At 41.9% G+C, this 22,734-nt stretch carries 17 protein-coding genes; 2 read left to right on the plus strand and 15 right to left on the minus strand.

The window, feature by feature from the left end:
- Nucleotides 1–22: 22 nt before the first annotated feature.
- Nucleotides 23–979: a LysR family transcriptional regulator gene (locus AYR53_RS09345; protein ID WP_068280611.1), complete on the minus strand. Its 957-nt coding sequence runs from the start codon at nt 977–979 to the stop codon at nt 23–25.
- Nucleotides 980–1,173: 194 nt separating this feature from the next.
- Here AYR53_RS09345 and AYR53_RS09350 point away from each other — a divergent pair, with 194 nt between their 5' ends.
- Complete coding sequence (locus AYR53_RS09350) at nt 1,174–1,620, plus strand: universal stress protein (protein WP_068224197.1); 447 nt, start codon at nt 1,174–1,176, stop codon at nt 1,618–1,620.
- Between the two features lie 78 nt (nt 1,621–1,698).
- Here AYR53_RS09350 and pflA read toward each other — a convergent pair whose 3' ends face one another.
- From pflA to parE, 4 genes are all read right to left on the minus strand, one after another.
- Nucleotides 1,699–2,514, minus strand: coding sequence for a pyruvate formate-lyase-activating protein (pflA, locus tag AYR53_RS09355; RefSeq protein ID WP_068224194.1), 816 nt, complete (start codon nt 2,512–2,514; stop codon nt 1,699–1,701).
- A 167-nt stretch (nt 2,515–2,681) separates the two neighbouring features.
- Nucleotides 2,682–4,943 carry a formate C-acetyltransferase gene (pflB, locus tag AYR53_RS09360; protein ID WP_068224192.1) on the minus strand — a complete coding sequence of 754 codons (2,262 nt, stop codon included), beginning with the start codon at nt 4,941–4,943 and terminating at the stop codon, nt 2,682–2,684.
- Nucleotides 4,944–5,312: 369 nt separating this feature from the next.
- Nucleotides 5,313–7,772: a DNA topoisomerase IV subunit A gene (parC, locus tag AYR53_RS09365; protein WP_068224190.1), complete on the minus strand. Its 2,460-nt coding sequence runs from the start codon at nt 7,770–7,772 to the stop codon at nt 5,313–5,315.
- Nucleotides 7,773–7,790: 18 nt separating this feature from the next.
- Complete coding sequence (parE, locus tag AYR53_RS09370; RefSeq protein ID WP_068280607.1) at nt 7,791–9,803, minus strand: DNA topoisomerase IV subunit B; 2,013 nt, start codon at nt 9,801–9,803, stop codon at nt 7,791–7,793.
- Nucleotides 9,804–10,108: 305 nt separating this feature from the next.
- Between parE and plsY the strand changes: the two genes are divergently transcribed.
- Nucleotides 10,109–10,729 (plus strand): glycerol-3-phosphate 1-O-acyltransferase PlsY, encoded by a 621-nt coding sequence (gene plsY, locus AYR53_RS09375; RefSeq protein WP_178378329.1) that lies wholly within the window; start codon nt 10,109–10,111, stop codon nt 10,727–10,729.
- Nucleotides 10,730–10,807: 78 nt separating this feature from the next.
- Here the strand turns inward: plsY and AYR53_RS09380 are convergent, their stop codons facing one another.
- The 10 genes from AYR53_RS09380 to AYR53_RS09430 form a co-directional block, all read right to left on the minus strand.
- Nucleotides 10,808–11,698 carry an aldose 1-epimerase family protein gene (locus tag AYR53_RS09380; protein WP_068280604.1) on the minus strand — a complete coding sequence of 297 codons (891 nt, stop codon included), beginning with the start codon at nt 11,696–11,698 and terminating at the stop codon, nt 10,808–10,810.
- Nucleotides 11,699–11,887: 189 nt separating this feature from the next.
- Nucleotides 11,888–13,303: an ATP-dependent protease ATPase subunit HslU gene (gene hslU, locus AYR53_RS09385; RefSeq protein WP_068280601.1), complete on the minus strand. Its 1,416-nt coding sequence runs from the start codon at nt 13,301–13,303 to the stop codon at nt 11,888–11,890.
- Between the two features lie 15 nt (nt 13,304–13,318).
- Entirely contained in the window at nt 13,319–13,864 is a 546-nt protein-coding gene (gene hslV, locus AYR53_RS09390) for an HslVU peptidase proteolytic subunit (RefSeq protein WP_068280598.1), read from the minus strand.
- A 23-nt stretch (nt 13,865–13,887) separates the two neighbouring features.
- Nucleotides 13,888–14,793 (minus strand): tyrosine recombinase XerC, encoded by a 906-nt coding sequence (gene xerC, locus AYR53_RS09395; protein WP_068224171.1) that lies wholly within the window; start codon nt 14,791–14,793, stop codon nt 13,888–13,890.
- A gap of 66 nt (nt 14,794–14,859) precedes the next feature.
- Nucleotides 14,860–16,170, minus strand: a complete 1,311-nt coding sequence (gene trmFO / locus AYR53_RS09400) for an FADH(2)-oxidizing methylenetetrahydrofolate--tRNA-(uracil(54)-C(5))-methyltransferase TrmFO (protein ID WP_068224168.1) — start codon at nt 16,168–16,170, stop codon at nt 14,860–14,862.
- 15 nt (nt 16,171–16,185) lie between these two features.
- Nucleotides 16,186–18,264, minus strand: a complete 2,079-nt coding sequence (gene topA / locus AYR53_RS09405; RefSeq protein ID WP_068224165.1) for a type I DNA topoisomerase — start codon at nt 18,262–18,264, stop codon at nt 16,186–16,188.
- Between the two features lie 110 nt (nt 18,265–18,374).
- Nucleotides 18,375–19,247: a DNA-processing protein DprA gene (dprA, locus tag AYR53_RS09410; RefSeq protein WP_068224160.1), complete on the minus strand. Its 873-nt coding sequence runs from the start codon at nt 19,245–19,247 to the stop codon at nt 18,375–18,377.
- 59 nt (nt 19,248–19,306) lie between these two features.
- Complete coding sequence (locus AYR53_RS09415; protein ID WP_068280595.1) at nt 19,307–20,065, minus strand: ribonuclease HII; 759 nt, start codon at nt 20,063–20,065, stop codon at nt 19,307–19,309.
- Nucleotides 20,058–20,912, minus strand: a complete 855-nt coding sequence (gene ylqF / locus AYR53_RS09420; RefSeq protein ID WP_068224154.1) for a ribosome biogenesis GTPase YlqF — start codon at nt 20,910–20,912, stop codon at nt 20,058–20,060. Before ylqF ends, AYR53_RS09415 begins: the two co-directional genes overlap by 8 nt.
- Before the next feature lie 827 nt (nt 20,913–21,739).
- The gene (locus tag AYR53_RS09430; RefSeq protein ID WP_068280589.1) at nt 21,740–22,609 is read right to left on the minus strand and encodes an SDR family oxidoreductase; all 870 of its coding nucleotides are present in this window, start codon (nt 22,607–22,609) and stop codon (nt 21,740–21,742) included.
- Nucleotides 22,610–22,734 lie beyond the last annotated feature (125 nt).

A 22,734-nucleotide genomic window follows, 5' to 3' on the forward strand; every position in this document is an offset into this window, starting at 1 on the left:
ATTAAAATATTGAATAATTAATTTATTCCGTAATTGATTTGAGGCGTGAAATATAATCTTCCGTCGCAATATATTGATCAAATCCACTTAAGAAATTAGCAATCCGCGGAATCTGATTCTTTTCTTTGCGGAAAACAAAGGCTAAATCAAAGCGAATGGCCGGATCAAATGGCGCCGACCATAAATTGGCCGTAGCGGCATTAGCCTGAACGTATGAATTCGGTAAGGCCGTGTAAAGCCCAGTAGCGTTGGAGAAACGCATAATCTGATTAGGCGTCGTGAAATGAGCCACACTCTTTGGCGCATCAACCAATTGGTTCTTATAGGCTTCTTTAATAAAGGAATTTAAATAATATTGGCCGGGATAAGTCACCCAATCATTATCAATCGTATCCTTGTACTTAATCTTCTTTCGTTTAGCCAGTTTTTCGTTATGGTGTAAGAAAAGCAGATCTTCACTAATGATTTTTTTAGACTGGTATGGTTTCCAATTTTTAATACTATCATCAGGTAAATACATTACCGCCAAATCAATCTGATTATTTTCAAGTCGTTCCCAAATTTCTTTACGGGTTAACATGTGAAAACTTAGTTCAATTTCGGGATTTTGTTTGTAGTACTTAATTGCAAAATCTTCTAACACACGGTCCTCAAGGGAAGCCAATAAACCAATTGAGATTTTACCTTGAGTTGCGCTGGTTGTTTGCTGAATTTCATCCGTCGCCTGATTTAGAAGGTCATAAATTTCGTGCGTTGTTTTCAGCATTGTCCGTCCGGCATCAGATAAATGTAATTTCTTACCAACCGAGTAAAATAATGGCGCGTCAACGGTTCGTTCTAACTTCTTAATTTGCTGGGTTAACGCTGGTTGTGTGATTCCTAAAAGCTGGGCAGCCTGCGTATAGTTCATTGTCTCCGCAAGTTGTAAGAAATAAGTTAACGTTTTAGAAGAAAAGATATTTTCTTGTTTTGTCTTCAATTTGGTCCCTCTTTTCTATAGTGAAATACCTATGACTATCATAATGAATTACATAAATAAAAGCAATTTAAAATGCCTAAAATCCCAATAAAATTTTAAAAAATAGGCTTTTAATATTAGGTCAATGCATAAAACTATTAATAATTGCTAATTCTCGTTATACTAAAATTGAAATACAAGAAAGGGTGATAACGATGTACAAGACAATCTTAGTTCCCACTGATGGTAGTCCTAATGCCAATCATGCAGTTGAGGAGGCCATTCAGCTCGCAAAAGTATTTGGCAGCACACTTTATATTGTTTCAATCGTTAATGACATGCAGTATGTCCCCTATGGCTACGGTTTGACGGTTTCCGGTAACTTACTAGATAACTTAAAAAGCCGGGCAACTGAGCTCCTGGAAGTTGCCGAACAAAGTGCCAAAGAGCAAAATGTTAACGTTAAAACAGTCGTTAAATATGGTGTTCCAAAAAACTTAATTGCCGAGGATTTACCTAAAGAATATAAGGCAGATCTCATTGTTATTGGTAAATCAGGGATTGATGCGCTATCACGCCTCATCCTTGGATCAACAACCGCTTATGTTGTCCGCCACGCGACAACACCACTTTTAGTTGTGACCGATCACGAAGAAAAGTAACTTTCCCCCAAAACAATCTAAGAAATGTTCGGAAACAGTAAAAGACTAGGACAAATGTCCTAGTCTTTTATTGTTTCTTTAATAATTAGGAAAATTTTTGTAATTCGTGTAATCGCTGGTATGCAATAGGCGTTCGGCGTTTTTAACCCGTAATGTCGTTGGTGGTTCAATGCCATCTAAGGGGTACTTAATACCTAGTTCCTCATACTTAGGAACGCCCATTGTGTGGTAAGGTAATATTTCCACTTTATCAACGATTGGTGCGATCGTTTTAATGTAATTACCAATCTGAATCAATTCATAATCATAATCCGTCCGTTGCGGAACTAAGACATGGCGAATCCAAACGTGCTTATCGTGTTCCAGCATATAATCTAACATATCAAAGATATTCTCATTACTCCAACCAGTTAACCGTTTATGCTCCCGGGGATTGATTTGTTTGATATCAACCATTGAAATATCAGTGTATTTCATTAACTCTTCAAACTTACCAAACCACGGTTGTTTGCGGGTGAACGGTTGACCACAGGTATCTAAACAGGTTGTAATACCATCTGCCTTGGCCTTCTTAAACAAATCAAGAATAAAATCAATTTGCAGTAAGGCCTCGCCACCACTAGTTGTGATGCCGCCCTGTGTGCCCCAAAAGGCCCGGTAGCGTTTAGCATCCGCTAACATCTCGTCAGCCGTCACCTCGTCACCTGTTCCAATATTCCAAGTATCTGGATTATGGCAAAATTGGCAACGCATGCGACAACCCTGTAGAAACGCAACGTAACGGATTCCGGGTCCATCAACTGAACCAAACGTTTCGATTGAATGAACGTAACCGATTGGTGCTTTATCTGTAACCGCAGTTGCTGCGGATAAATCTTGTTCATAAATTTTCATAACTGTCACCCCTAGTAAGAAACTACTTTCTAGTAAAGAACACTAAACCTAGATCACGTTTGAAAGTTACTTTTACTAGTGTTTTTCTAGCAATTTTCTAAACACTCGTAGTTTAATGCTCTTTACTAGAAAGTGGATGAAAACTCATCCACTTTCTAACTTTTTAGTTACATCGCTTCAAAGTACGTCCGTGAAATAACATCATCTTGTTGTTCTTTCGTTAAATCGGCGAAGTAGACACAGTAGCCGGAAACCCGAACGGTTAAGGTTGGGTACTTTTCAGGATGAGCCTGAGCGTCACGTAATGTATCACGATTAAAGACATTGATGTTCAAATGCATGCCCTTATTTTCCATGTAACCATCAACCATGTTAACTAAGGTATCCTTTTGGCCTTCAACATCGTTACCAAGTGTACGTGGTGTTACCCCAAATGTATTTGAGATACCATCAGTTGCGTATTTATATGGTAATTTAGCAGTTGACATTAATGAAGCTAAGGCCCCATTCTTTTCGGCGCCATAGGCTGGGTTAGCACCGGGTGAGAATGGTTCGCCGGCTTGGCGGCCATTTGGTGTTGTACCAGTATTCTTACCATAAACAACGTTAGATGTAATGGTGAGAACTGATGTTGATAATTTGGCATCATGGTATAAATGATGCGTGTTCATCTTGTTATAGAATTGTTTGATCAAATCTTTACCAATTTGATCCGCACGATCATCATTATTACCATAACGTGGGTAATCATCATTGTCAGCCTTGAAGTCAACTGCAATCCCAGCTTCATTACGGATAATCTTAACGTGGCCGTACTTAATTGCGGAGATCGAATCAATGGCGTGTGACAAACCAGAAATACCAGTTGCAAAAGTATAATCAAGGCGCGTGTTCTTAAGTGCCAATTCTTCAGCTTCATAGTCATATTTGTCATGCATATAGTGAATGGCATTCAAAGCGTTAACGTAAACGTCGGCTAACCAATCTGTCTGAACGCTAAACTTACGCATGAATTCATCATAATCAATGTAATCACTTGTAATTGGTTCAGCGTTGGGGCCAACTTGTGCGCCAGCAAGTTCATCAACACCACCATTAATGGCGTAAAGAACTGCCTTAGCAAGATTGGCACGAGCACCAAAGAATTGAACACCATCAGCAACAGGTTGTGCGGAAACACAGCAAGCAATGCCATAATAGTCTGTTCCCCATTGGTCACGTAATAATTCATCGTTTTCATATTGAATCGTTGAGCTATCAATTGAAACTTCAGAAGCATAACGTTTAAAGCCATCTGGTAAGCGTTTGTCCCAAAGTAAGGTGATATTTGGTTCTGGTGCGGCGCCCATGTTCTCTAAGGTCTTCAAAACACGGAATGAAGTCTTAGAAACATGATGACGACCGTCCATGCCAACACCGGCCATTGATAAGGTAGCCCAAATTGGATCACCAGAGAACAGATCATTATAGTCAGGTGTCCGAATGAAACGAACCAAACGTAATTTCATAACGAATTGATCAATTAATTCTTGCGCGTCCTTCTCGGAGATTAAGCCTTTATCAAGATCACGCTGGATGAAAATATCCATGAAGGCATCAATTCGGCCAACGGACATTGCAGCACCGTTTTGGGTCTTGATTGCGGCTAAATAACCAAAGTATAACCATTGAACGGCTTCCTGTGCGTTAGCGGCTGGCCGTGAAATATCATAACCATAGCTAGCGGCCATTTCCTTCATGTTAGTTAAGGCACGAATTTGTTCGCTAACTTGTTCACGTAATCTAAGTACAGAATCAGTCATCTCACCGTCGCCTAAATTAGCACCATCGGCCATCTTGTCTTCAATTAAACGGTCGATCCCATATAAGGCAACCCGTGGTAAATCAGGAATAATGCGGCCACGCCCATAAGCATCAGGTAAACCAGTTACGATCTTGTAATGGCGCGCCTTGCGCATATCTGGTGTATAAACATCAAAAACACCTTGATTATGTGTTTTACGCCATTCAGAAAAGATTTTGTGCATTTCTGGATCCGGTTTATAACCATAAGCTTCCAGCGCATCTTCTGCCATTCTAATACCACCATAGGGCATAAAGGCACGTTTTAACGGTTTGTCAGTTTGTAAACCAACAATTTTTTCTAGATCTTTTTCAATATAACCTGCTTTATGTGAAGTTAAGGTAGCTGGAACCTTTGTGTCTGCGTCTAAGACACCACCAGCCTCACGTTCCTTTTGCTTCAATGCGATAACTTTATTATTTAACGTTGTTGTTGCTTCAGTCGGGCCTTCCAAGAAGCTTTCGTCACCATCATATTGGGTCAAGTTTTGCTGGATAAAATCACGAACATCAATTTCACCCTGCCAGTCACCTGCAGTGAAACCATCCCAATAATTCTGTGTTGTTTCGGTTTTAAGTTCTTTCATACTTTGTACCTCCCTAGTGAATTCTAACAAACTTTGTGTAACAGTTTTCATAAGTTAGTATAACATAGCCGTTGTTCTTTGCAAGCCCTTTCTTTATTATACTATCAATATCTAGACCGATTTATCTTATTTTGTTCTCCAACAAACTGTTATGTGGTCTTAAATTCATTTAAGTACGAAGAATACGCTCGCTGTACTATATTAATCGGTTACACTGTTATATTTGAAAATGGTACAGTCTATATTACTTTTATAACAGAAATTATTTATTGAGTAAAGAAATAGCCTTTTTCCGCAAAAAAAGAAGTTATTTTACAAATTAAACTTGCAAAATAACTTCTGATCAATCTTTTTGAAGAGAACAAGATATTACTCTTGTGGCTCAATTTCAGTTTCAACTACTGGATAAGCCAAAACAGGGATGCCATCTTTAACGGTATCAATCACGAAAGAGCCGTTAGAATAGCGATCGGCAAGTGGGTGTTCACCCATTGTTAAAGTGAACTTCTTTCGGGTTGTTGTCTGGACAATTAACACCTTATCTTTTGGTGCCGTTGTCATGATTTGAACCCGGTGTGGATTACGTTTTAATTCACGAAGTAACAACATTCCCCGGCGAGCGCGAGTTGTCTTTGTAATTTCTTGAGCGTTCATTCGTTTTAAAGCACCACGTTGCGTAATGATCACCACGGGAGTTGCCTCATCAGGTGAAACTAAGGCCAAATTCACCACCGAATCATCATCTTTCAAGGCCATTGACTTGGCTCCGCTTGCCTTAGCGCCTGTTACCGGAACTTCACTTAAGGCGTAACGCAGTCCGTAACCGTGCTGACTGGCCAGAAAAACATCGAGGTTAGTCTCCGGTAAAACGTAAATAACGTCAGTAACGTCGGTCGAACTTGCTTTTAATTTAATTGCTTGTGCCGCACGTGTTTTGTAGGTTCGCGTTGGTGCGAAATCCTTGAATGGTGTTTGCTTAATGTAACCATCCGTCGTTGCCAATACAAAGTAACCAGGTTGCTGAAGATCGGAGAAAGCAAAAGTTTGGATTATCTCTTCGTCGGCGTCCAACCCAATCGTCTGTGAAATGTGTTCGCCAGTATCCTTCCAGCGAACATCAGCCAGTTCATAAACCGTTCGGTAAATAAAGTTTCCCTTATTAGTGAACAACCAGAGATGATCTAACGTACTGCAAACTTGTTGAAAAATTAAAAAGTCATCTTCCTTAAGCCCATTATCATCATTGGTCGTTGAATTATACGAACGTAGACTGCTACGCTTCAAATAACCATCATGACTTACAGCAACGATAACATCCTCTTCTGGAACTAAAACCTTAGTATCGATTTTAATATTCTCTATCTCAGCTTGAATTTCACTTAAACGCTTCGTGCCATAATCCTTCTTAATTTGGCGTAATTCTTTTTTCAAAACCTTTGCCAATTCACTTGGATCATTTAGAATTTGCTGACAATTTTTGATAATTTCGGCCAAGTTTGCTTGTTCCCTGCGTAAAGCCGTAATATCCGTATTCGTTAAGCGGTACAGTTGCAACGAAACAATGGCTTCGGCCTGAGCATCCGTGAACGCAAAAGAGGTCACCAAATTATCTTTGGCATTCTTTTTATTTTCACTTTGGCGAATTACCTTAATAACTTGGTCCAGAATTGACAGAGCCTTAATTAATCCGAGGACAATGTGTTGCCGCGTTTGTGCCTTCTTCAAATCAAATTGGGTCCGCTTCGTAATAACATTACGTTGGTGTGCCAGATAAGCCTCTAAAATTGGTTTTAGTCCCAGTTGTTCAGGCCGTTGTTTATTAATCGCAACCATATTGAAGTTATACGTAATTTGTAAATCAGTATTCTTCAATAAATAATTTAAAATTCCCTGTCCGTCGGCATTTTTCTTAAGTTCGACCACAACGGTCATCCCCCGCCGATCACTTTCATCTCGAACCTCAGAAATACCATCGACTTTTTTCAATAGCCGGATTTCGTCAATTCGTTTAACTAAGACTGCTTTATTAACTTCATATGGTAGTTCACTGACCACAATCTGTTGACGGCCACCACGTAATTCCTGAAAGCTGGTTTTCGAGCGAACAACAATCCGTCCTTTTCCCGTTTCGTAGGCCTGCCGAATACCGTCTAGCCCTTGAATAATGCCACCAGTAGGGAAATCTGGCCCCTTGACGTAGGTCATTAGTTTATCCAATGAGGCCTGGGGGTTATCGATTAAGTAAATTAATGCATCAATAACTTCAGTCAAATTATGCGGTGGAATTTCTGTTGCGTAGCCGGCAGAGATGCCGGATGCCCCATTGACCAATAAATTAGGAAAACGTGCTGGCAAAACAGTTGGTTCTTCTTCGGTATCATCAAAATTTAGCACCCAATCAACGGTGTCTTTATCGATATCTTTTAATAACTCACCGGCTATTTTACTAAGTCGTGCCTCAGTATAACGCATTGCGGCCGGTGAATCACCATCCATTGAGCCATTATTACCGTGCATATCAATTAACGGTGCCCGGAGTTTCCAATCCTGACTTAAGCGGACCATCGCCTCGTAAATACTTGAATCACCATGGGGGTGAAAATTACCCATAACGTTCCCCACTGATTTAGCCGATTTACGGAAGCCCTTATCATAAGTATTGCCGTCTTGATTCATTGCGTAAAGAATTCGTCGCTGAACCGGCTTTAGGCCATCCCGAATATCTGGTAGGGCACGTTCTTGAATAATGTACTTGGCATACCGTCCAAAACGATCACTCATAACCTCTTCAAGCGTTAGTTCTTGAATGTTTTCTTGGTTTTCACTCATTAAATTTCACCACTCACTTTATTTACCTTTATCAAATAAATCGATCTCTTTTTCAGCCGCCTTAACCGATCCGGAATGGCCGGCCGTCTTTGTCTCCAGAATACTGCCTTCTTCTTCCATTGAAAATTCAACGTTCTTTTCAATCCATTTCCGGCGGGGGGTAACCTTATCACCCATCAAAGTGGTCACCCTGCGTTCGGCCAAAGCAGCGTCATCAATCCGAACACGAATTAACGTCCGCGTTGCCGGGTCCATCGTAGTTTCCCACAATTGATCAGCATTCATTTCGCCAAGACCCTTAAAGCGCTGCAAATTAAAGCCCTTACCAAAGATTTTAGTTTGGGCCGCCAGTTCCTCATCGGTCCACGCGTAACTCATTTTAAGGCTCTTACCACTACCTTTTTGCAACTTATAAAGTGGTGGTAAGGCAATATAAACGCGGCCGGCCTCGATTAACGGCTTCATGTAACGGTAAAAGAAGGTCAACAGTAAGATTTGAATATGGGCACCATCGGTATCCGCATCGGTCATAATGATGACTTTGTTGTAATTACTATCCGCAACGTTAAATTCCGGTCCAACACCGGCACCAATCGTATAAATCATCGTGCTAATTTCTTCGTTCTTTAAAATATCATCCATTTTGGCCTTTTGCGTATTAATGACCTTACCCCGTAATGGTAAGATCGCCTGAAATTTACGATCACGGCCTTGTTTGGCCGAACCGCCGGCGGAATCACCTTCGACTAGGTATAGTTCATTGCGTTTACTATTGCGCGATTGGGCTGGTGTTAGTTTGCCGGATAATAGGCACTCGGTTTTTTTCTTACGCTTACCATTTCGACTATCATCCCGGGCCTTACGGGCGGCCTGCCGGGCATCACGGGCCTTGATGGCCTTTTTAACCATCATTTGACCAAAATCGCCATTTTCAAGTAGGTAATAGGCCAACTTTTCACCAATGACATTATCAACGGCGGCTCGGGCCTGCGGTGTCCCTAATTTACCCTTAGTTTGGCCTTCAAACTGCAAAATTTCTTCGGGAACCCGAATTGAAATAATGGCCGCCAAGCCTTCACGAACATCAGAGCCTTCTAAGTTCTTATCTTTTTCCTTTAACAAATTCATCTTCCGGGCGTAATCGTTGAAGGACCGGGTTAAGGCCGTCTTCATACCCGCCTCATGGGTTCCGCCGTCATTGGTGCGCACGTTATTAACAAAAGATAAGATGTTTTCGGAATAGCCGTCGTTATACTGGCCGGCAAACTCAACGTAAATACCATCCTTAGTTCCGGTGAAATCCATAATTGGCCCTAAGACATCCTTATCTTCGTTTAGGTAACCAACAAATTCTTTAATACCTTCTTCATAATGAAAAATTTCCTGTTGACCCTCGCCACGCTCATCCGTAAAAGTGAATTTAACCCCACGCAACAAATAAGCCGACTCACGAATTCGTTCCGCCAACGTTGCAAAATTAAAGTTGATCGTCGTAAAAATCGTGGCATCGGGCCTAAAGGTAATCGTTGTTCCGTTTGGTTCCCGGGTTTTACCCAATTTTTTCAATGTACCTACTGGTTGACCACCATTATGAAACTTCTCCTGAAACTTTTGACCATCGCGAACAACTGTCGCCGTCAAAGTTTCGGACAAGGCGTTAACCACACTAGAACCGACACCATGTAACCCACCAGAAGTTTTATAGCCACCTTGACCAAACTTACCGCCGGCGTGAAGCACGGTTAGAATGACTTCAATCGTGGGAATACCAGAAGAATGCATCCCGGTTGGCATTCCCCGACCAAAATCCCGAACGGTAACGCTATTATCCGCGTGGATTGTAATATCAATCTCTTTACCAAAACCCGCTAATGCTTCATCAACGGCGTTATCCACAATTTCATAAACCAAATGGTGGAGACCTTTGCTGTCCGTGGAGCCAATGTACATACCTGGCCGCTTACGAACGGCTTCCAAACCCTGAAGCACTTGAATTGATGAATCATCATAGGTTACTTTTTGCTGTTTCATTCAAAAAACTCCTTGATTTTTAAAATTATACTGGCAACTTAAAGTTATGTTTCCGTGAAAATGACTGTTACAATAATCACGTAACAGTCATTCTCAAAGTAAACTAACTATCAAATTTTTAATTTATAGTGTTAAGTCACTATCATACCTTATTAAATTAATGCTAAAAAGTCAAAAAGGGAACGTATATTCGATAATCTATTTTAACACATTTTTTACGCCATGTTTGGCGAAACGAGCCAAAACATGCTAAAATACACTAAGTTTCTCACTATCTTAGTAACGACATTGAGGGGGACTCCGTCGTGACTTTAAAAATAATTATCATGTTTGTATTAGCCTACCTACTTGGTTCAATTCCTTCTGGTTTATGGGTCGGGCAACTTTTTTTTCATAAGGATATTCGCAAACTTGGCAGCGGCAATATTGGAACCACCAACACGTTCCGCGTCCTTGGTAAAAAAGCAGGCATTGTCGTTTTATTTATGGATATGCTGAAAGGAACTCTAGCGGCCTGTCTACCGTATTTCTTTCAAAGCTTCAGTCACCCACTGTTTAATCCGCTGATTGTCGGTGTGGCCGCTGTTATTGGCCATTCGTTTTCGATTTTCAATCACTTTCATGGTGGAAAGGCAGTTGCGACAAGTGCCGGCATGGTTCTAGGGTATAATCCATTATTCTTTGCTTTAAGCTGGCTCGTCTTTGGTAGCCTAGTTTACTTCACCCGCATGGTCAGCGTGGCCAGCACGCTGGGGATGATTATTTTAGTCATACTATCTTTATTCTTCCACGACAGTGTCTTAACCATTGTTGCGGCAATCTTAATGGTCTTTATCATTTATTTACACCGCGACAATCTTAAACGAATTAAAAATGGAACGGAAAGTAAGGTGCCATTTGGCTTTCACTACCACAAACCGAAATAAATATGATCACTAAAACGGTCAAAAATAAAAATAGGGATTGCGGCAAAATCAACTTTTTGCTGCAACCTCTATTTTTATTTAAAATGCTCGTTGTTGGTGAACCGTAATCATAAATTTACCGTTAAAGGTTTCATTAGCCGCCAAATGGTTAATGCCCATTTTTTCAGTTAATTCACCACTAGCCGCAATATTATCGGCAATTCCCCACCACGGTTCAATGCAGACAACGTTACCCGTGACCGGATACGGTGACCAAATTCCCGTGTAAGGCGCATTAGGAACGGTGACTGAAATTGCGGATTTGTTTTGATCATTTTTTAGCGTAAACGTATTTTCCTGATGTAATTCATAAATTAAAGCATCATTTTTAAATAGCTCATGGCTAAGATCGTGATCTGTATCAGTAGACGCTAACGTCTTATGTTCGGCGTCGTTATAGGCACCCTGCAAAGGAATCTGCACGCGAGTTTTCTTTGGATCATAACTGATGTAGTAATCCTCAAATGCCGTATCGGACGTTAAGGGGATCTGAAAGCCAGGGTGTCCACCCACTGAGAAGTAAAGATCGTTAGTTGTTGGATTATGAACCTGGTACCCCACGATTAGCTGATTATCCAATAATTGATAATTAACGGTTAATTCAAAAGCAAAGGGAAATACCTGCCGCGTTTGCTCGTCATCCGTTAATTGTAAGCTAACACTAGCCGCCTTTTGTTCAACCACTGTAAAATCCTTATCCCGGGCAAAACCATGTTGCGTCATGTGATAAGTCTTACCTTGATAACGATATTCATCGTTTTTTAAGCGACCAACAATGGGAAATAAAATTGGTGCGTGGCGGCCCCAAACTTTGGGATCAGCCTGCCAAATGGCCTCATTACCAGAATCCTTTGAAATAAGGCTGATTAGCTCGGCACCATGTTCCTTAAACGTTGCCTTCAAAAACTCATTTTCAATACTTACTGTCATTGTGTGCTCCCCCTTGGGCCGTGTTTGCAAACTAGGCCTGCTGGTATTTTTCTAATTATTTTAATGGAAACGTGTTCGAAAAAGCAGCTTCCTGCGGTGACCGAAACGAATTGAGTCGCCAGCGTCAGCGAGGCCAGTAATATTCCTAATTGCGAAGTAGAATCTAACCACTTTTCCAAACACTCCCTGCTACAAAATGTAACGGCTTAAATCAGTATCCGCCACAATATCACCGATTTTATCGTTGACGTATTGCTCTGTAATCGTGATCTCGCCCATTTCCATATCTGGGCCTTCATATAAAATATCCTCAAGTAATTTCTCTAAAATTGTGTGCAAACGCCGGGCACCAATATTTTCCGTTTCGTGATTAACTTGATAGGCAATCGCAGCAATCCGCTCAATGGCTTCTTTGGTAAAAGTCGTGTGGATATTATCGGTCCCAATTAGGGCCATGTATTGCTTAATTAAGGCATTATTTGGTTCCGTCAAAATGCGTACGAAATCTTTAGTTGATAAATCGTCTAACTCAACCCGAATTGGAAAACGACCTTGTAATTCAGCAATTAAATCGCTGGGTTTGCTGTCCGAAAAGGCCCCAGAAGCAATGAATAAGACATGGTCCGTGTTAATCGTGCCGTATTTAGTCGTAATCGCCGAACCTTCAACAATGGGCAGAATATCCCGCTGAACACCTTCACGGGATACTTCACCACTATTTTTTTGACCAGTTGCTGCAATTTTATCAATTTCATCAATAAAAATAATGCCCGTATTTTCCGCACGTTGAATCGCTGCGTGATAAATATCCGCCGCATTCACTAATTTTTCGGATTCTTCCCGAATAAAGACTTCCCGGGCTTCTTTAACGGTTACAGTCCGACTAATTTTCCGCTTTGGTGTTAATGCACCTAAGGTTTCGGATAAATCGATCCCCATTTGGCCCATCATATTATTATTCATCGCAACGGCCTGCTTAGGATCATCCATTTCAATCGTGACTTCACGGTTTTCTAACAAACCGCGATCTAATTGTTCCTTGACGGAAAGGCGTTGATCACGAACGTCATCCGTGACTTCCTCGTTATTTTCCGGTGTTGCAGTTGGATTCTGGCCATTTTGCATCGCTGTAAAAGCACTCATTAAATTCTGGAATTGATTCGTTTGATTCTGTTCTTTTTTAACTCCGGGAACCAGCAATTTGACCAAATGTTTATCAGCCTCACGGGCCGCCTCGCTGCGAACAGTCTTGTACTGTTCGTCCTTTTCCATTTCAATCGCAACGTCGAGTAAATCCCGAACCATTGATTCAACATCGCGGCCAACGTAACCCACTTCAGTAAATTTAGTTGCCTCAACTTTGACGAATGGCGCCGAGACGATTTTAGCTAAACGCCGGGCAATTTCGGTTTTACCAACCCCAGTCGGTCCGATCATTAACATGTTCTTCGGGGTGATTTCTTCTTGCATCCCCTTAGAAAGCTGCATGCGCCGGTACCGATTACGTAATGCGACTGCAATTGCCTTTTTAGCGTCATTCTGGCCAATCACGTATTCATCTAATGCTTGAACAATTTGTTTGGGTGTTTTTTCAATTTCTTGCATAATTAAACCTCACTTTTATAATTCTTTGCTAATAATGTGGTGATTGGTAAAAATATCAATGTCGCCAGCAATTCCAATTGCCGTTTCAGTAATTTCTTTTGCGGACATATCCTTTGCGTGAACAGTTAAGGCCTTAGCGGCGGCCAAGGCGTAGTTACCACCTGAACCAATGGCCAAAATATTATCATCTGGTTCAATCACTTCACCACTACCAGAAACCAGTAGTAATTGGTCTTTATTTATAACAATTAACAGTGCTTCCAACTTCTGTAAGGTTTGGTCGGAGCGCCATTCTTGGGCGAGCTTAACTGCCGCCCGGGTTAAATTACCACTGTATTCGTTTAACTTTTTTTCAAACCGATCTTCTAAATTAAACGCATCGGCAACACTGCCGGCAAAACCGACAACGACTTCATTATTGTAAATTCGGCGCACTTTTCTAGCGGTACCCTTCATAATGACACTTTCGCCCATGGTCACCTGACCATCGCCAGCCATTGCAAGGTGACCGTTATGTTTAACTGCACAAATCGTAGTTGCTTCAAATTTTGGTGCTGTCATTTTATTAACTCCTTTAAACTCTCTTATTTGGCGCGGGGAAAATATTTCCGGTAATCTTGCTGTAAATGCTCAGTTGTCACGTGAGTATAAATCTGCGTCGTCGATAAACTACTATGCCCCAGTAATTCCTGTACCGTCCGCAGATCAGCACCATTGTTTAGCAAATGGGTCGCAAACGTATGGCGCAACATATGCGGGTGAATATCCGCCGTTAAACTACTTTTTTTAATAATTTGGTTCAATATATACTCAATTCCGGTGGCCGTCAATTTCTTACCGTAATGATTAACGAACACGTAATCATGTTCAACGTGGTACTTTGCCATTAGTGGCGTGCGGCAATCGGTTAAATAGCTGTCTAACGCCATCGCCGCAAATTGGCCAAAGGGCACGTAACGATCCTTATTGCCTTTACCATGAATTAACATCAGGCCCAGGTCAAAATCAACGTTGGTCAAAGTGAGATTGACGCACTCACTCACCCGAATTCCGGTGGCGTACAAAACTTCTAATAGCGCCGAATTACGTAGGTCCAACGGTTGATCACCCTTGGCGGCAGCAAACAAGGCCGTCATTTCTTTTTCGTAAAAGAATTGAGGTAAGTGAGCATTATGCCGTTTTAATTGGACGGTTTCAAAGGGATTTTCCGCCACTAAATCATTTCTAACGAGGTAATTATAAAATGAACGCAGACTAGAAATCTTTCTTGAAACTGAGTTACGGCTATATTTAACTTCATATAAGTGGCTCAGATAGGTCCTTACATCAAATAATTTTATCGCTTTCAGTGAAGTCACGCCACCATTTGATTTCAAAAAATCAATAAAGGCCAAAATATCTTCCTTATAGGCCTTAATCGTTTCTGGACTGTAACGCCGATCAACTTCTAAATACTGAATGAATAAGTCCAGCCAGCTTAATTCAAGCAAAAAAATCCCTCCAACCTGATTACATTAACTGTAGCATACAGGTTGGCGGATTTAAATGTTGGACCTTTAAAGTTTTTGTGAAAATTCGGCTAAGGTTGCTAAGGAACGATCAGCCAGTGTTTGGTTACGTAATTTTTTGTCGCGAATTTTATTAGGTAGTGCTTTAAAAATCCCGAAATTAGCGTTCATTGGTTGAAAATGTTTGGCGGACGCATGAGTAATATAATGTGCCATTGCCCCCATGGCCGTCTCCGTTGGAAAAGTCAGTAATTCCTGGTCATTGGCAAAGCGGGCGGCATTAATGCCTGCAACCAAACCACTAGCGACACTTTCAACGTAGCCCTCAACGCCAGTCATTTGACCAGCGAAGAAAAGATCTTGCCGACGTTTAGACTGATAAGTTGGTTCCAACAAATCAGGTGATTTCATAAATGTATTACGGTGCATCACACCATAACGGACAAACTCGGCCTGTTCTAACCCAGGGATTAACCGGAAAACACGCTTTTGCTCGCCCCATTTTAAATGGGTTTGAAAACCGACAATGTTGTACAGGCTGCCAGCAGCGTTATCCTGCCGTAGTTGAACAACTGCGTAAGGCATTTTACCAGTCTTGGGATCTTCCAAACCAACTGGCTTAAGGGGGCCAAACAACATGGTTTTAATGCCCCTTTTAGCCATAACCTCAATTGGCATACAGCCTTCAAAGAATTTTTCCTTTTCAAAGCTGTGGGTTTCAGCCGTTTCTGCGGTCACTAACGCTTCATAAAAAGTCTCGAATTCGTCTTTGGTCATCGGGCAATTTAAGTAGGCAGCCGCACCTTTATCGTAACGGGATTTCAAATAGACTTTGTCAAAATCAATCGAGTCCTGATTTAAGATGGGCGCCGCTGCGTCGTAAAAATAAAGGCTATCACTATCATTCAAAGCCTGAATTTGCTTGGCCAAAGACTCTGAGGTTAAAGGACCCGTAGCGACAACCGTTGGGCCTGCAGGAAATTCAGTGACTTCCTCAGCATGAACCGTGACGTTGGGCAAATGCTTGATTTTAGCCGTGATCTGTTCGGAAAAAGGTCCCCGGTCAACGGCTAAGGCACCACCGGCTGGTACTGCATTAGCATCGGCTGAAGCTAAAACAACTGAATCCAAGCGGCGCATCTCTTCTTTAAGTAAACCAACCGCATTAGTTATCTGATTGGCCCGCAAAGAATTGGTACAAACCAGCTCGGCAAAGTCACCTGTATGGTGCGCCGGCGTTAGCTTAACCGGACGCATTTCGTATAAATCAACGTGCAGGCCACGCTTTGCTATTTGCCAAACTGCTTCACTACCAGCAAGCCCAGCACCAATCACATTAACACTTGGGGATGTTGTCATCTTAGAACCTCATTTCTATTTTTGAACGGCTTCTTCATAATCACCGTTTGGACAAATAACTTGTTTGCCGCCTTTAATTTTCTTTTCAACTAAGTAATGACCGTCTTTCGGACAATCACGCCCAACTGGCTTATCCCAAGTCACAAAATCGCACTCAGGATAACGACTGCAACCATAGAAAATTCGGTTTTTCTTTGATTTACGTTCGACAACTTGACCCTTATGGCAGGTCGGACAAACAACGCCGATTTCTTTGACGATGGCCTTGGTATTACGGCAATCAGGGAAACGACTGCAGGCGTAGAACTTACCGTAACGGCCTAATTTGATGACCATTGGTGCGCCACAAATATCACAGTTAAAGCCCGCTAATTCGTCCTTGATTTGAACTTTTTCAATCTTAGATTCGGCGGAAGTGACCTCTTTTTCAAATGGTTGGTAAAATTCATCCACCACCTTAATCCACTTCGTCTTGCCTTCTTCAATGCTATCCAAATCATTTTCTAAACCAGCAGTAAAATCAATGTTAACAATATCGGGGAAGAATTCGACAATAATCTTATTAACAATTTCACCTAATTCAGTTGGTTCAAAACGTTTGGTGATCAACCTGACGTAATAACGCCGTTGAATCGTTTCAATTGTTGGTGCGTAGGTTGATGGTCGGCCAACACCGTTTTCTTCCAAAGTTTTAATCAAGGTTGCTTCAGAATAACGTGCCGGTGGCTGGGTAAAATGCTGATTGGGATCATTTTTAACTAATTTAACGTGGTCGCCTTCAACTAAATCAGGCAGCATATTATCTTTTTTATCCTGATTACCAGGTGCATCATAAACCTTAGTGAAACCAGCAAACTTCATCTTAGAGCCATTTGCCCGGTAGGTGACACCATTTTGCTCGATGGTAACGGCCATCGTATCTAAAATAGCCGGTGTCATTTGACTGGCCAAAAAACGTGACCAGACTAACTTATACAGCTTCATCTGATCTTTATTCAAAACGCCCTCTAAGCTCTTTGGTGTCCGCTTAACTGACGAAGGCCGAATCGCTTCATGGGCATCTTGGGCGCCCTCTGGATTCTTGGTTTTACGAATCTTCAGGGCCGCGTATTCTTCACCATAGTTAGCGTGTAAAAACTCACTGGCCTCATGGCGGGCAATATGCGAAACTCGAGTGGAATCAGTTCGCATATAGGTAATTAAACCAACACTGCCTTGACGACCACCCAAATTAATGCCTTCATACAGCTGCTGAGCCACCATCATCGTTTTCCGGGTCCGGAAATTCAAACGCCGAACTGCTTCTTGTTGCAGTGAACTGGTTGTAAATGGTGCTTGGGGAAAACGTTTGCGCTCCCGCTTAGTTACTTTGGTAATGTCAAAATTAGCTCTCGGTTTAATCCGCTGTAAGATATCCTTGGCAGCATCCTCATTACTTAAAGCTAACTTTTTACCGTTTAAACCGTAGAAACTGGCGTCAAATTTATACGTGCCTTTTTTGAACTGTGAATCAATCGTCCAGTATTCTTCGGGCTTAAACGCCTTAATTTCGTTTTCTCGATCAATAATTATTTTCAGTGCAATTGATTGGACGCGGCCGGCACTTAGGCCTTTTTTAACCTTTTTCCACAATAGCGGTGAAATTGAATAGCCAACTAGGCGATCCATAATTCGCCGTGCCTGCTGGGCGTCAACTAGGTCCATATCAATGCTACGGGGTTCCTTAAAGGCATTTTTGACGGTGTCTTTAGTAATCTCGTTAAAAGTTACCCGATTTTTATCCTTTGGGTCTAAACCTAAAATATGGGAAACGTGCCAGGCAATGGCCTCACCTTCACGATCAGGATCAGATGCTAGGTAGACGCGCTCCGCTTTTTTAGCGTATTTTTTTAAATTTTTAATGGTATCGCCTTTACCGCGAATAGAGATGTAGTGTGGTTCGTAATCATTTTCAACGTCCACACCCATTTTACTTTTTGGTAAATCACGAATATGGCCGAGGCTGGCAACTACTTTATAGTTACGGCCTAAATACTTTTCAATCGTCTTGGCTTTAGACGGTGATTCCACGATCACGAGGTTTTTATAGGCCATGACAATCCCCTTTCGATTCGTCTTTTTTTAACTCAACGAAGTCGCTAAACATCATATGCCATTATTAATAGTTTTGTCAACTTTCAAAAACTTTTTCCTACTATATATACTTAGAAATACTGTAATTCTTCCCAAATATCTCGGGGCGTTAAGGCTGGTTTGGCGCCGGCCAAAATTAATTCATTACACCCAGCAGATAGGGGCGCCGTGATCGAACCGGGAACGGCCAAAACGGAACGATTTTCCTGTAAGGCCAAGTTGGCCGTAATCAGACTACCACTGTGGTGCCGGGCCTCAGTGACACACAAGGCGTGACATAAACCGGCGATAATTCGATTACGCTGGGGAAAATGGTACCGCTCCGGCCGACTTCCTAAGGGGTATTCAGAAAGAACTAGCCCGTTTTGAGCAACTTGAGCCTGTAACTGCGCATTTTGTTTGGGATAATAGGTATCTAACCCAGTGCCGATCACCGCGATTGTTTGCCCGCCGCTGGCCAAGGTCAATTGGTGGGCGTAACCGTCAGCGCCCTGAGCCAAACCACTCATAATTGTGCACCGGACCTTGACTAAACTAGGTAAGAAATTCTTAAGTACTTGCGGCGTATAACTAGTGGCTTGCCGCGCACCAACAATCGCTAAACAAGTGGTCTGTAGTAGCGCGAGATTTCCTTGGTAAAACAGGACAGTTGGCGGTTGATAAGTTTCCCGTAGTCGTTTTGGATAGGCCGCGTCAAAAATTGTCAAATAGTTCTCCCCTTGTTGACAGCAACGAGCTAAGTGCTCCTCCGTTCGAAAATCAGCACTAAAGCGGCTGCGGTTAGCGGTCGTCAACTTAGCCAACGTAGCCAGTTGGGTGGTTTTCAAATGATTACAATCAAAATCCGCAGGTAACTTGGCCAATAATTTTGCCAAGTGGTTTTCGCTGGCCAAACCAATGCCCTGGGCCAAATGTAACTGTAAGAGTAATTCACGTTTTTGCATTCCAAAAAACTCCTTTAACGGGATTTATTAATAATCTACGTAAAGGAGTTCTTAAAGTATTATAAATATTTTTTGACCGGGGCAAAACTTTTCCGGTGCGCTGGCGTAACGCCATATTTAGCAAGACCCGCCAAATGTTTCTGCGTTCCGTAGCCGGCGTTTTGAGCCAGATCATAGCCTGGATAGGCACGGTCATAGGCAATCATTAACCGATCACGAATGACCTTGGCAACGATGCTGGCGGAAGCAATACTGATGCTTTTCGCGTCACCTTTATACATGCTAGTAGCGGGAATGCCAGTGTCCACCTTAACCGCATCGATTAACACATAATCTGGTTGAACGGCCAAATCGCGAATTGCCTGCTGCATCGCCAGTTTAGTTGCCTCAAGAATATTCACTCGGTCAATCACCGCAACATCACTCACGCCAACACTGACTGCCACGGCTGTTTCAAGAATCTGGTTGTACAACTGCACCCGCTTATGGGGCGACAACTGTTTGGAATCATTAACTTCTAGCACGGCGAAATCATGGGGCAAGATCACGGCAGCCGTAACCACAGGACCAGCTAGTGGCCCCCGTCCAACCTCGTCCATACCAGCAATCAGTGGGTACTGCGGCCATAGTTGATCTTCAAAATGACGTTTGCTCAAAAAGGTTGCAAGTTGCTGCTTTTGTGCCGTTTGCCGTTTCGCAACTTGCTGCAATAATTGTTGCACACCTTTACGGGGATCAGTTGCCAAGCTGGCCAAATAATCCGCTGAAGGATCCTGCAATAATTTTTCATGAATCGCCTTAATTGATTCCTTAGCCATTAATTTCATCACCTGGGGTGTCTAGGGTGTAGCGACCTAATTTATTTTTACGGATCTCGAGAATCAGGCGTTCACTGGCACGATCAAAATCGTCCTTTAAGCCCATTCTTTGTGTAATTTTAAGCAATAAATCGGCTGTCGATAAATTCAGATCTTCCGGCGCCAGGCGATAACGTTCCAGTAGTAACTGGGGGTTGGTTGCTTTAAAGTGATCCAAGGCGTACAAAGCAACGTCGTCCGCGTGGTAAATTGAATCCTTAATTGCCCCGGTTAAGGCCAGCTTTTTCCCAACTAAGGGATCTTCAAACTTGGGCCACAAAATTCCTGGCGTATCCAGTAACTCCATATTTTTACCAGCCTTCAACCACTGCTGCTTCTTCGTCACCCCAGGGCGATCACCAGTTTGAGCAACATTCTTTTTAACTAGGCGATTTAGAATCGTTGATTTACCAGCATTGGGGATGCCAATACAAATAGCCCGAATCGGCTTATTCTTAATGCCACGTTCATGTTGGCGTTTAATTTTATCGTGTAAAATCTGTTGGGCCATCTTTTCAATTTGCTGAACGCCCTTATTGTGCTGGGAATCCAACGCAATTGCAGGCAGCCCGTTAGCCGTAAATTCCTTAATCCAAGCGGCCGATTGCACCGGATCCGCCAAATCAGCCTTATTTAAAATCATTAGGCGCGGTTTTTGCTCGATAATTTTATCTAAAATTGGGTTCCGGGATGAATTCGGCGTTCGCGCGTCAACAATCTCTAAAACAATATCAACCAAGTGCAGGTTCTCCTGAACTTGCTTTTTGGCCTTAGCCATGTGCCCGGGGTACCATTGAATAGTTGCCATAGTGTATAACTCCTTTTATACCAAGGCCTTAAGCACCCTGGTTTTTCTTTTTTGGAAATTAAGTAACTTTTGAGTATTTTTTTCTTTTATTCAATTTATTACCTACTTAATGTCTATCGACTAACTGCCACCGCTAAGTTATTCTGTATGCCATTCTTAAGTATATAAATTCCATTATCAATTTTTTCTAAATGTTGAGGTACACGCAGCCGGGACAAAAGTCCTAGCCACTTACCATTTCAGGGCATTATCCCAAAACTAAAACGTCGCCAAAACCAACTTTTGTCCCACAACCTGCTCGTCAGAACTGAACAACAAATGTGGCGAAAACTGTAGGGAATGGCGTTTTTCTTTCATTTGAGCTCATATTTTTCTTCAAAATACATGTTTTATCCTTTTTGAACCACAAAAGGACAAAATAGGGCTTAATTGGCTTAATTGGCTTGATCCATTTTACCATCATTATGATTATTTTGCTGTAATTCTCAAATAACCACATTGCTTTTAATGGGAAAATCATTCCAGAACTACGAAATTAATTGACTATAAATCCATCATTATAAATGATTCGTTCAAAATATTATCTATAAAAACAGGTAACCTTTTAAAACCCTTTCTAACCCAAATAAAGAGTGAATCGGTAGAGTCGTAGATTGTATCCAACTCGATAATTCACTCATAAATCAATAATTAAATTCAGGATAGCTAGTTGAAATATTAACACAAAGATACTTTAGATAGCGGATTATTTTTTAACCGCTGCTAGGCCTTTTTTATTCAGGTAAAATTTAAAAATATGGTGTTTCCTTAAATGATGTTCCTCTAGTTCACTTTATTTTCGTATCATCCGCATCAGTCAAATAAGAAATCTTCTTCTGGGCATCTAAATCAGATAACCGCTGCTCAAGACTCTTACGGATTTTAGTGTAAGCATCACTTCCCAACGCTATTCGCAAAGGTCCGGCACCACGATCTACACGATGAATGATTTGCTCGGCCATTTTCCCGGGATCACCAACAATTAATCGTTTCATCTGTTCCGCATCCACAGCGGACACTTGTCCCGTTAAGCGGTTCATAAACTTGCCTACTTGCGTATCCTGATAAGCATCCATGGCCTTTCCAACTGAAGCCTTTTTACCAGCAAAATTAGTTCGAATTCCACCAGGTTCCACAATCAAAACTTTAACGCCAAATGGCTCAACCTCTTTTGATAAGGCCTCAAAGGCACCTTCAATTGCCCATTTTGAGGCACTATAAAGCCCCATTGCCGGTTCTGAATATTCTCCCGCCATACTAGCAATTTGAACGATTTGACCATCGTGCTGGTGACGTAAAAATGGCATGACTGCTCTAGCCACCCGCAACGATCCAAATACATTTACCTGAAACAATCGTTGAATTTGTTCGTCACTCACTTCTTCAACCGCGCCGTATAGACCGTAAGCAGCATTGTTTAAAATAACATCAATCGACCCAAAATCATTAAATGCTTGCCGGACAACTTCACTAATCTGGTCTGGATTTGTTAAATCTAGCTGATATTGTCGTAGGTGCCGACCGTAATTCTTTTGGATTTGATCTAAGGCACCCATTTTACGCACCGTTGCGGCGACTTGGTCACCACGTTCCAGTAAGCGCTTCACTACTTGTGAAGCCAAACCGCCTGTTGCACCAGTAATAAACCATGTTTTCAAATTAAAATTCCTCCGTTTGTTTAGACTCTTGCCAAATAAGGCCAAGGTGTATAATAGCTCAAATACAGTAACAGTCTAGTGATTGAGGCCTTACAATTCAATCAAATTAGGGGCTGCTGTTACAA

It is taken from the genome of Loigolactobacillus backii (assembly GCF_001663675.1).
GTDB lineage: Bacteria > Bacillota > Bacilli > Lactobacillales > Lactobacillaceae > Loigolactobacillus > Loigolactobacillus backii.

Excerpts from the sequence above, each read along its gene's own strand:
- AYR53_RS09350 (WP_068224197.1), top strand. The coding sequence starts at position 1,174 with ATGTACAAGACAATCTTAGTTCCCACTGATGGTAGTCCTAATGCCAAT.
- pflA (WP_068224194.1), bottom strand. The coding sequence starts at position 2,514 with ATGAAAATTTATGAACAAGATTTATCCGCAGCAACTGCGGTTACAGAT.
- pflB (WP_068224192.1), bottom strand. The coding sequence starts at position 4,943 with ATGAAAGAACTTAAAACCGAAACAACACAGAATTATTGGGATGGTTTC.
- parC (WP_068224190.1), bottom strand. The coding sequence starts at position 7,772 with ATGAGTGAAAACCAAGAAAACATTCAAGAACTAACGCTTGAAGAGGTT.
- parE (WP_068280607.1), bottom strand. The coding sequence starts at position 9,803 with ATGAAACAGCAAAAAGTAACCTATGATGATTCATCAATTCAAGTGCTT.
- AYR53_RS09380 (WP_068280604.1), bottom strand. The coding sequence starts at position 11,698 with ATGACAGTAAGTATTGAAAATGAGTTTTTGAAGGCAACGTTTAAGGAA.
- hslU (WP_068280601.1), bottom strand. The coding sequence starts at position 13,303 with ATGCAAGAAATTGAAAAAACACCCAAACAAATTGTTCAAGCATTAGAT.
- hslV (WP_068280598.1), bottom strand. The coding sequence starts at position 13,864 with ATGACAGCACCAAAATTTGAAGCAACTACGATTTGTGCAGTTAAACAT.
- trmFO (WP_068224168.1), bottom strand. The coding sequence starts at position 16,170 with ATGACAACATCCCCAAGTGTTAATGTGATTGGTGCTGGGCTTGCTGGT.
- topA (WP_068224165.1), bottom strand. The coding sequence starts at position 18,264 with ATGGCCTATAAAAACCTCGTGATCGTGGAATCACCGTCTAAAGCCAAG.
- dprA (WP_068224160.1), bottom strand. The coding sequence starts at position 19,247 with ATGCAAAAACGTGAATTACTCTTACAGTTACATTTGGCCCAGGGCATT.
- AYR53_RS09415 (WP_068280595.1), bottom strand. The coding sequence starts at position 20,065 with ATGGCTAAGGAATCAATTAAGGCGATTCATGAAAAATTATTGCAGGAT.
- ylqF (WP_068224154.1), bottom strand. The coding sequence starts at position 20,912 with ATGGCAACTATTCAATGGTACCCCGGGCACATGGCTAAGGCCAAAAAG.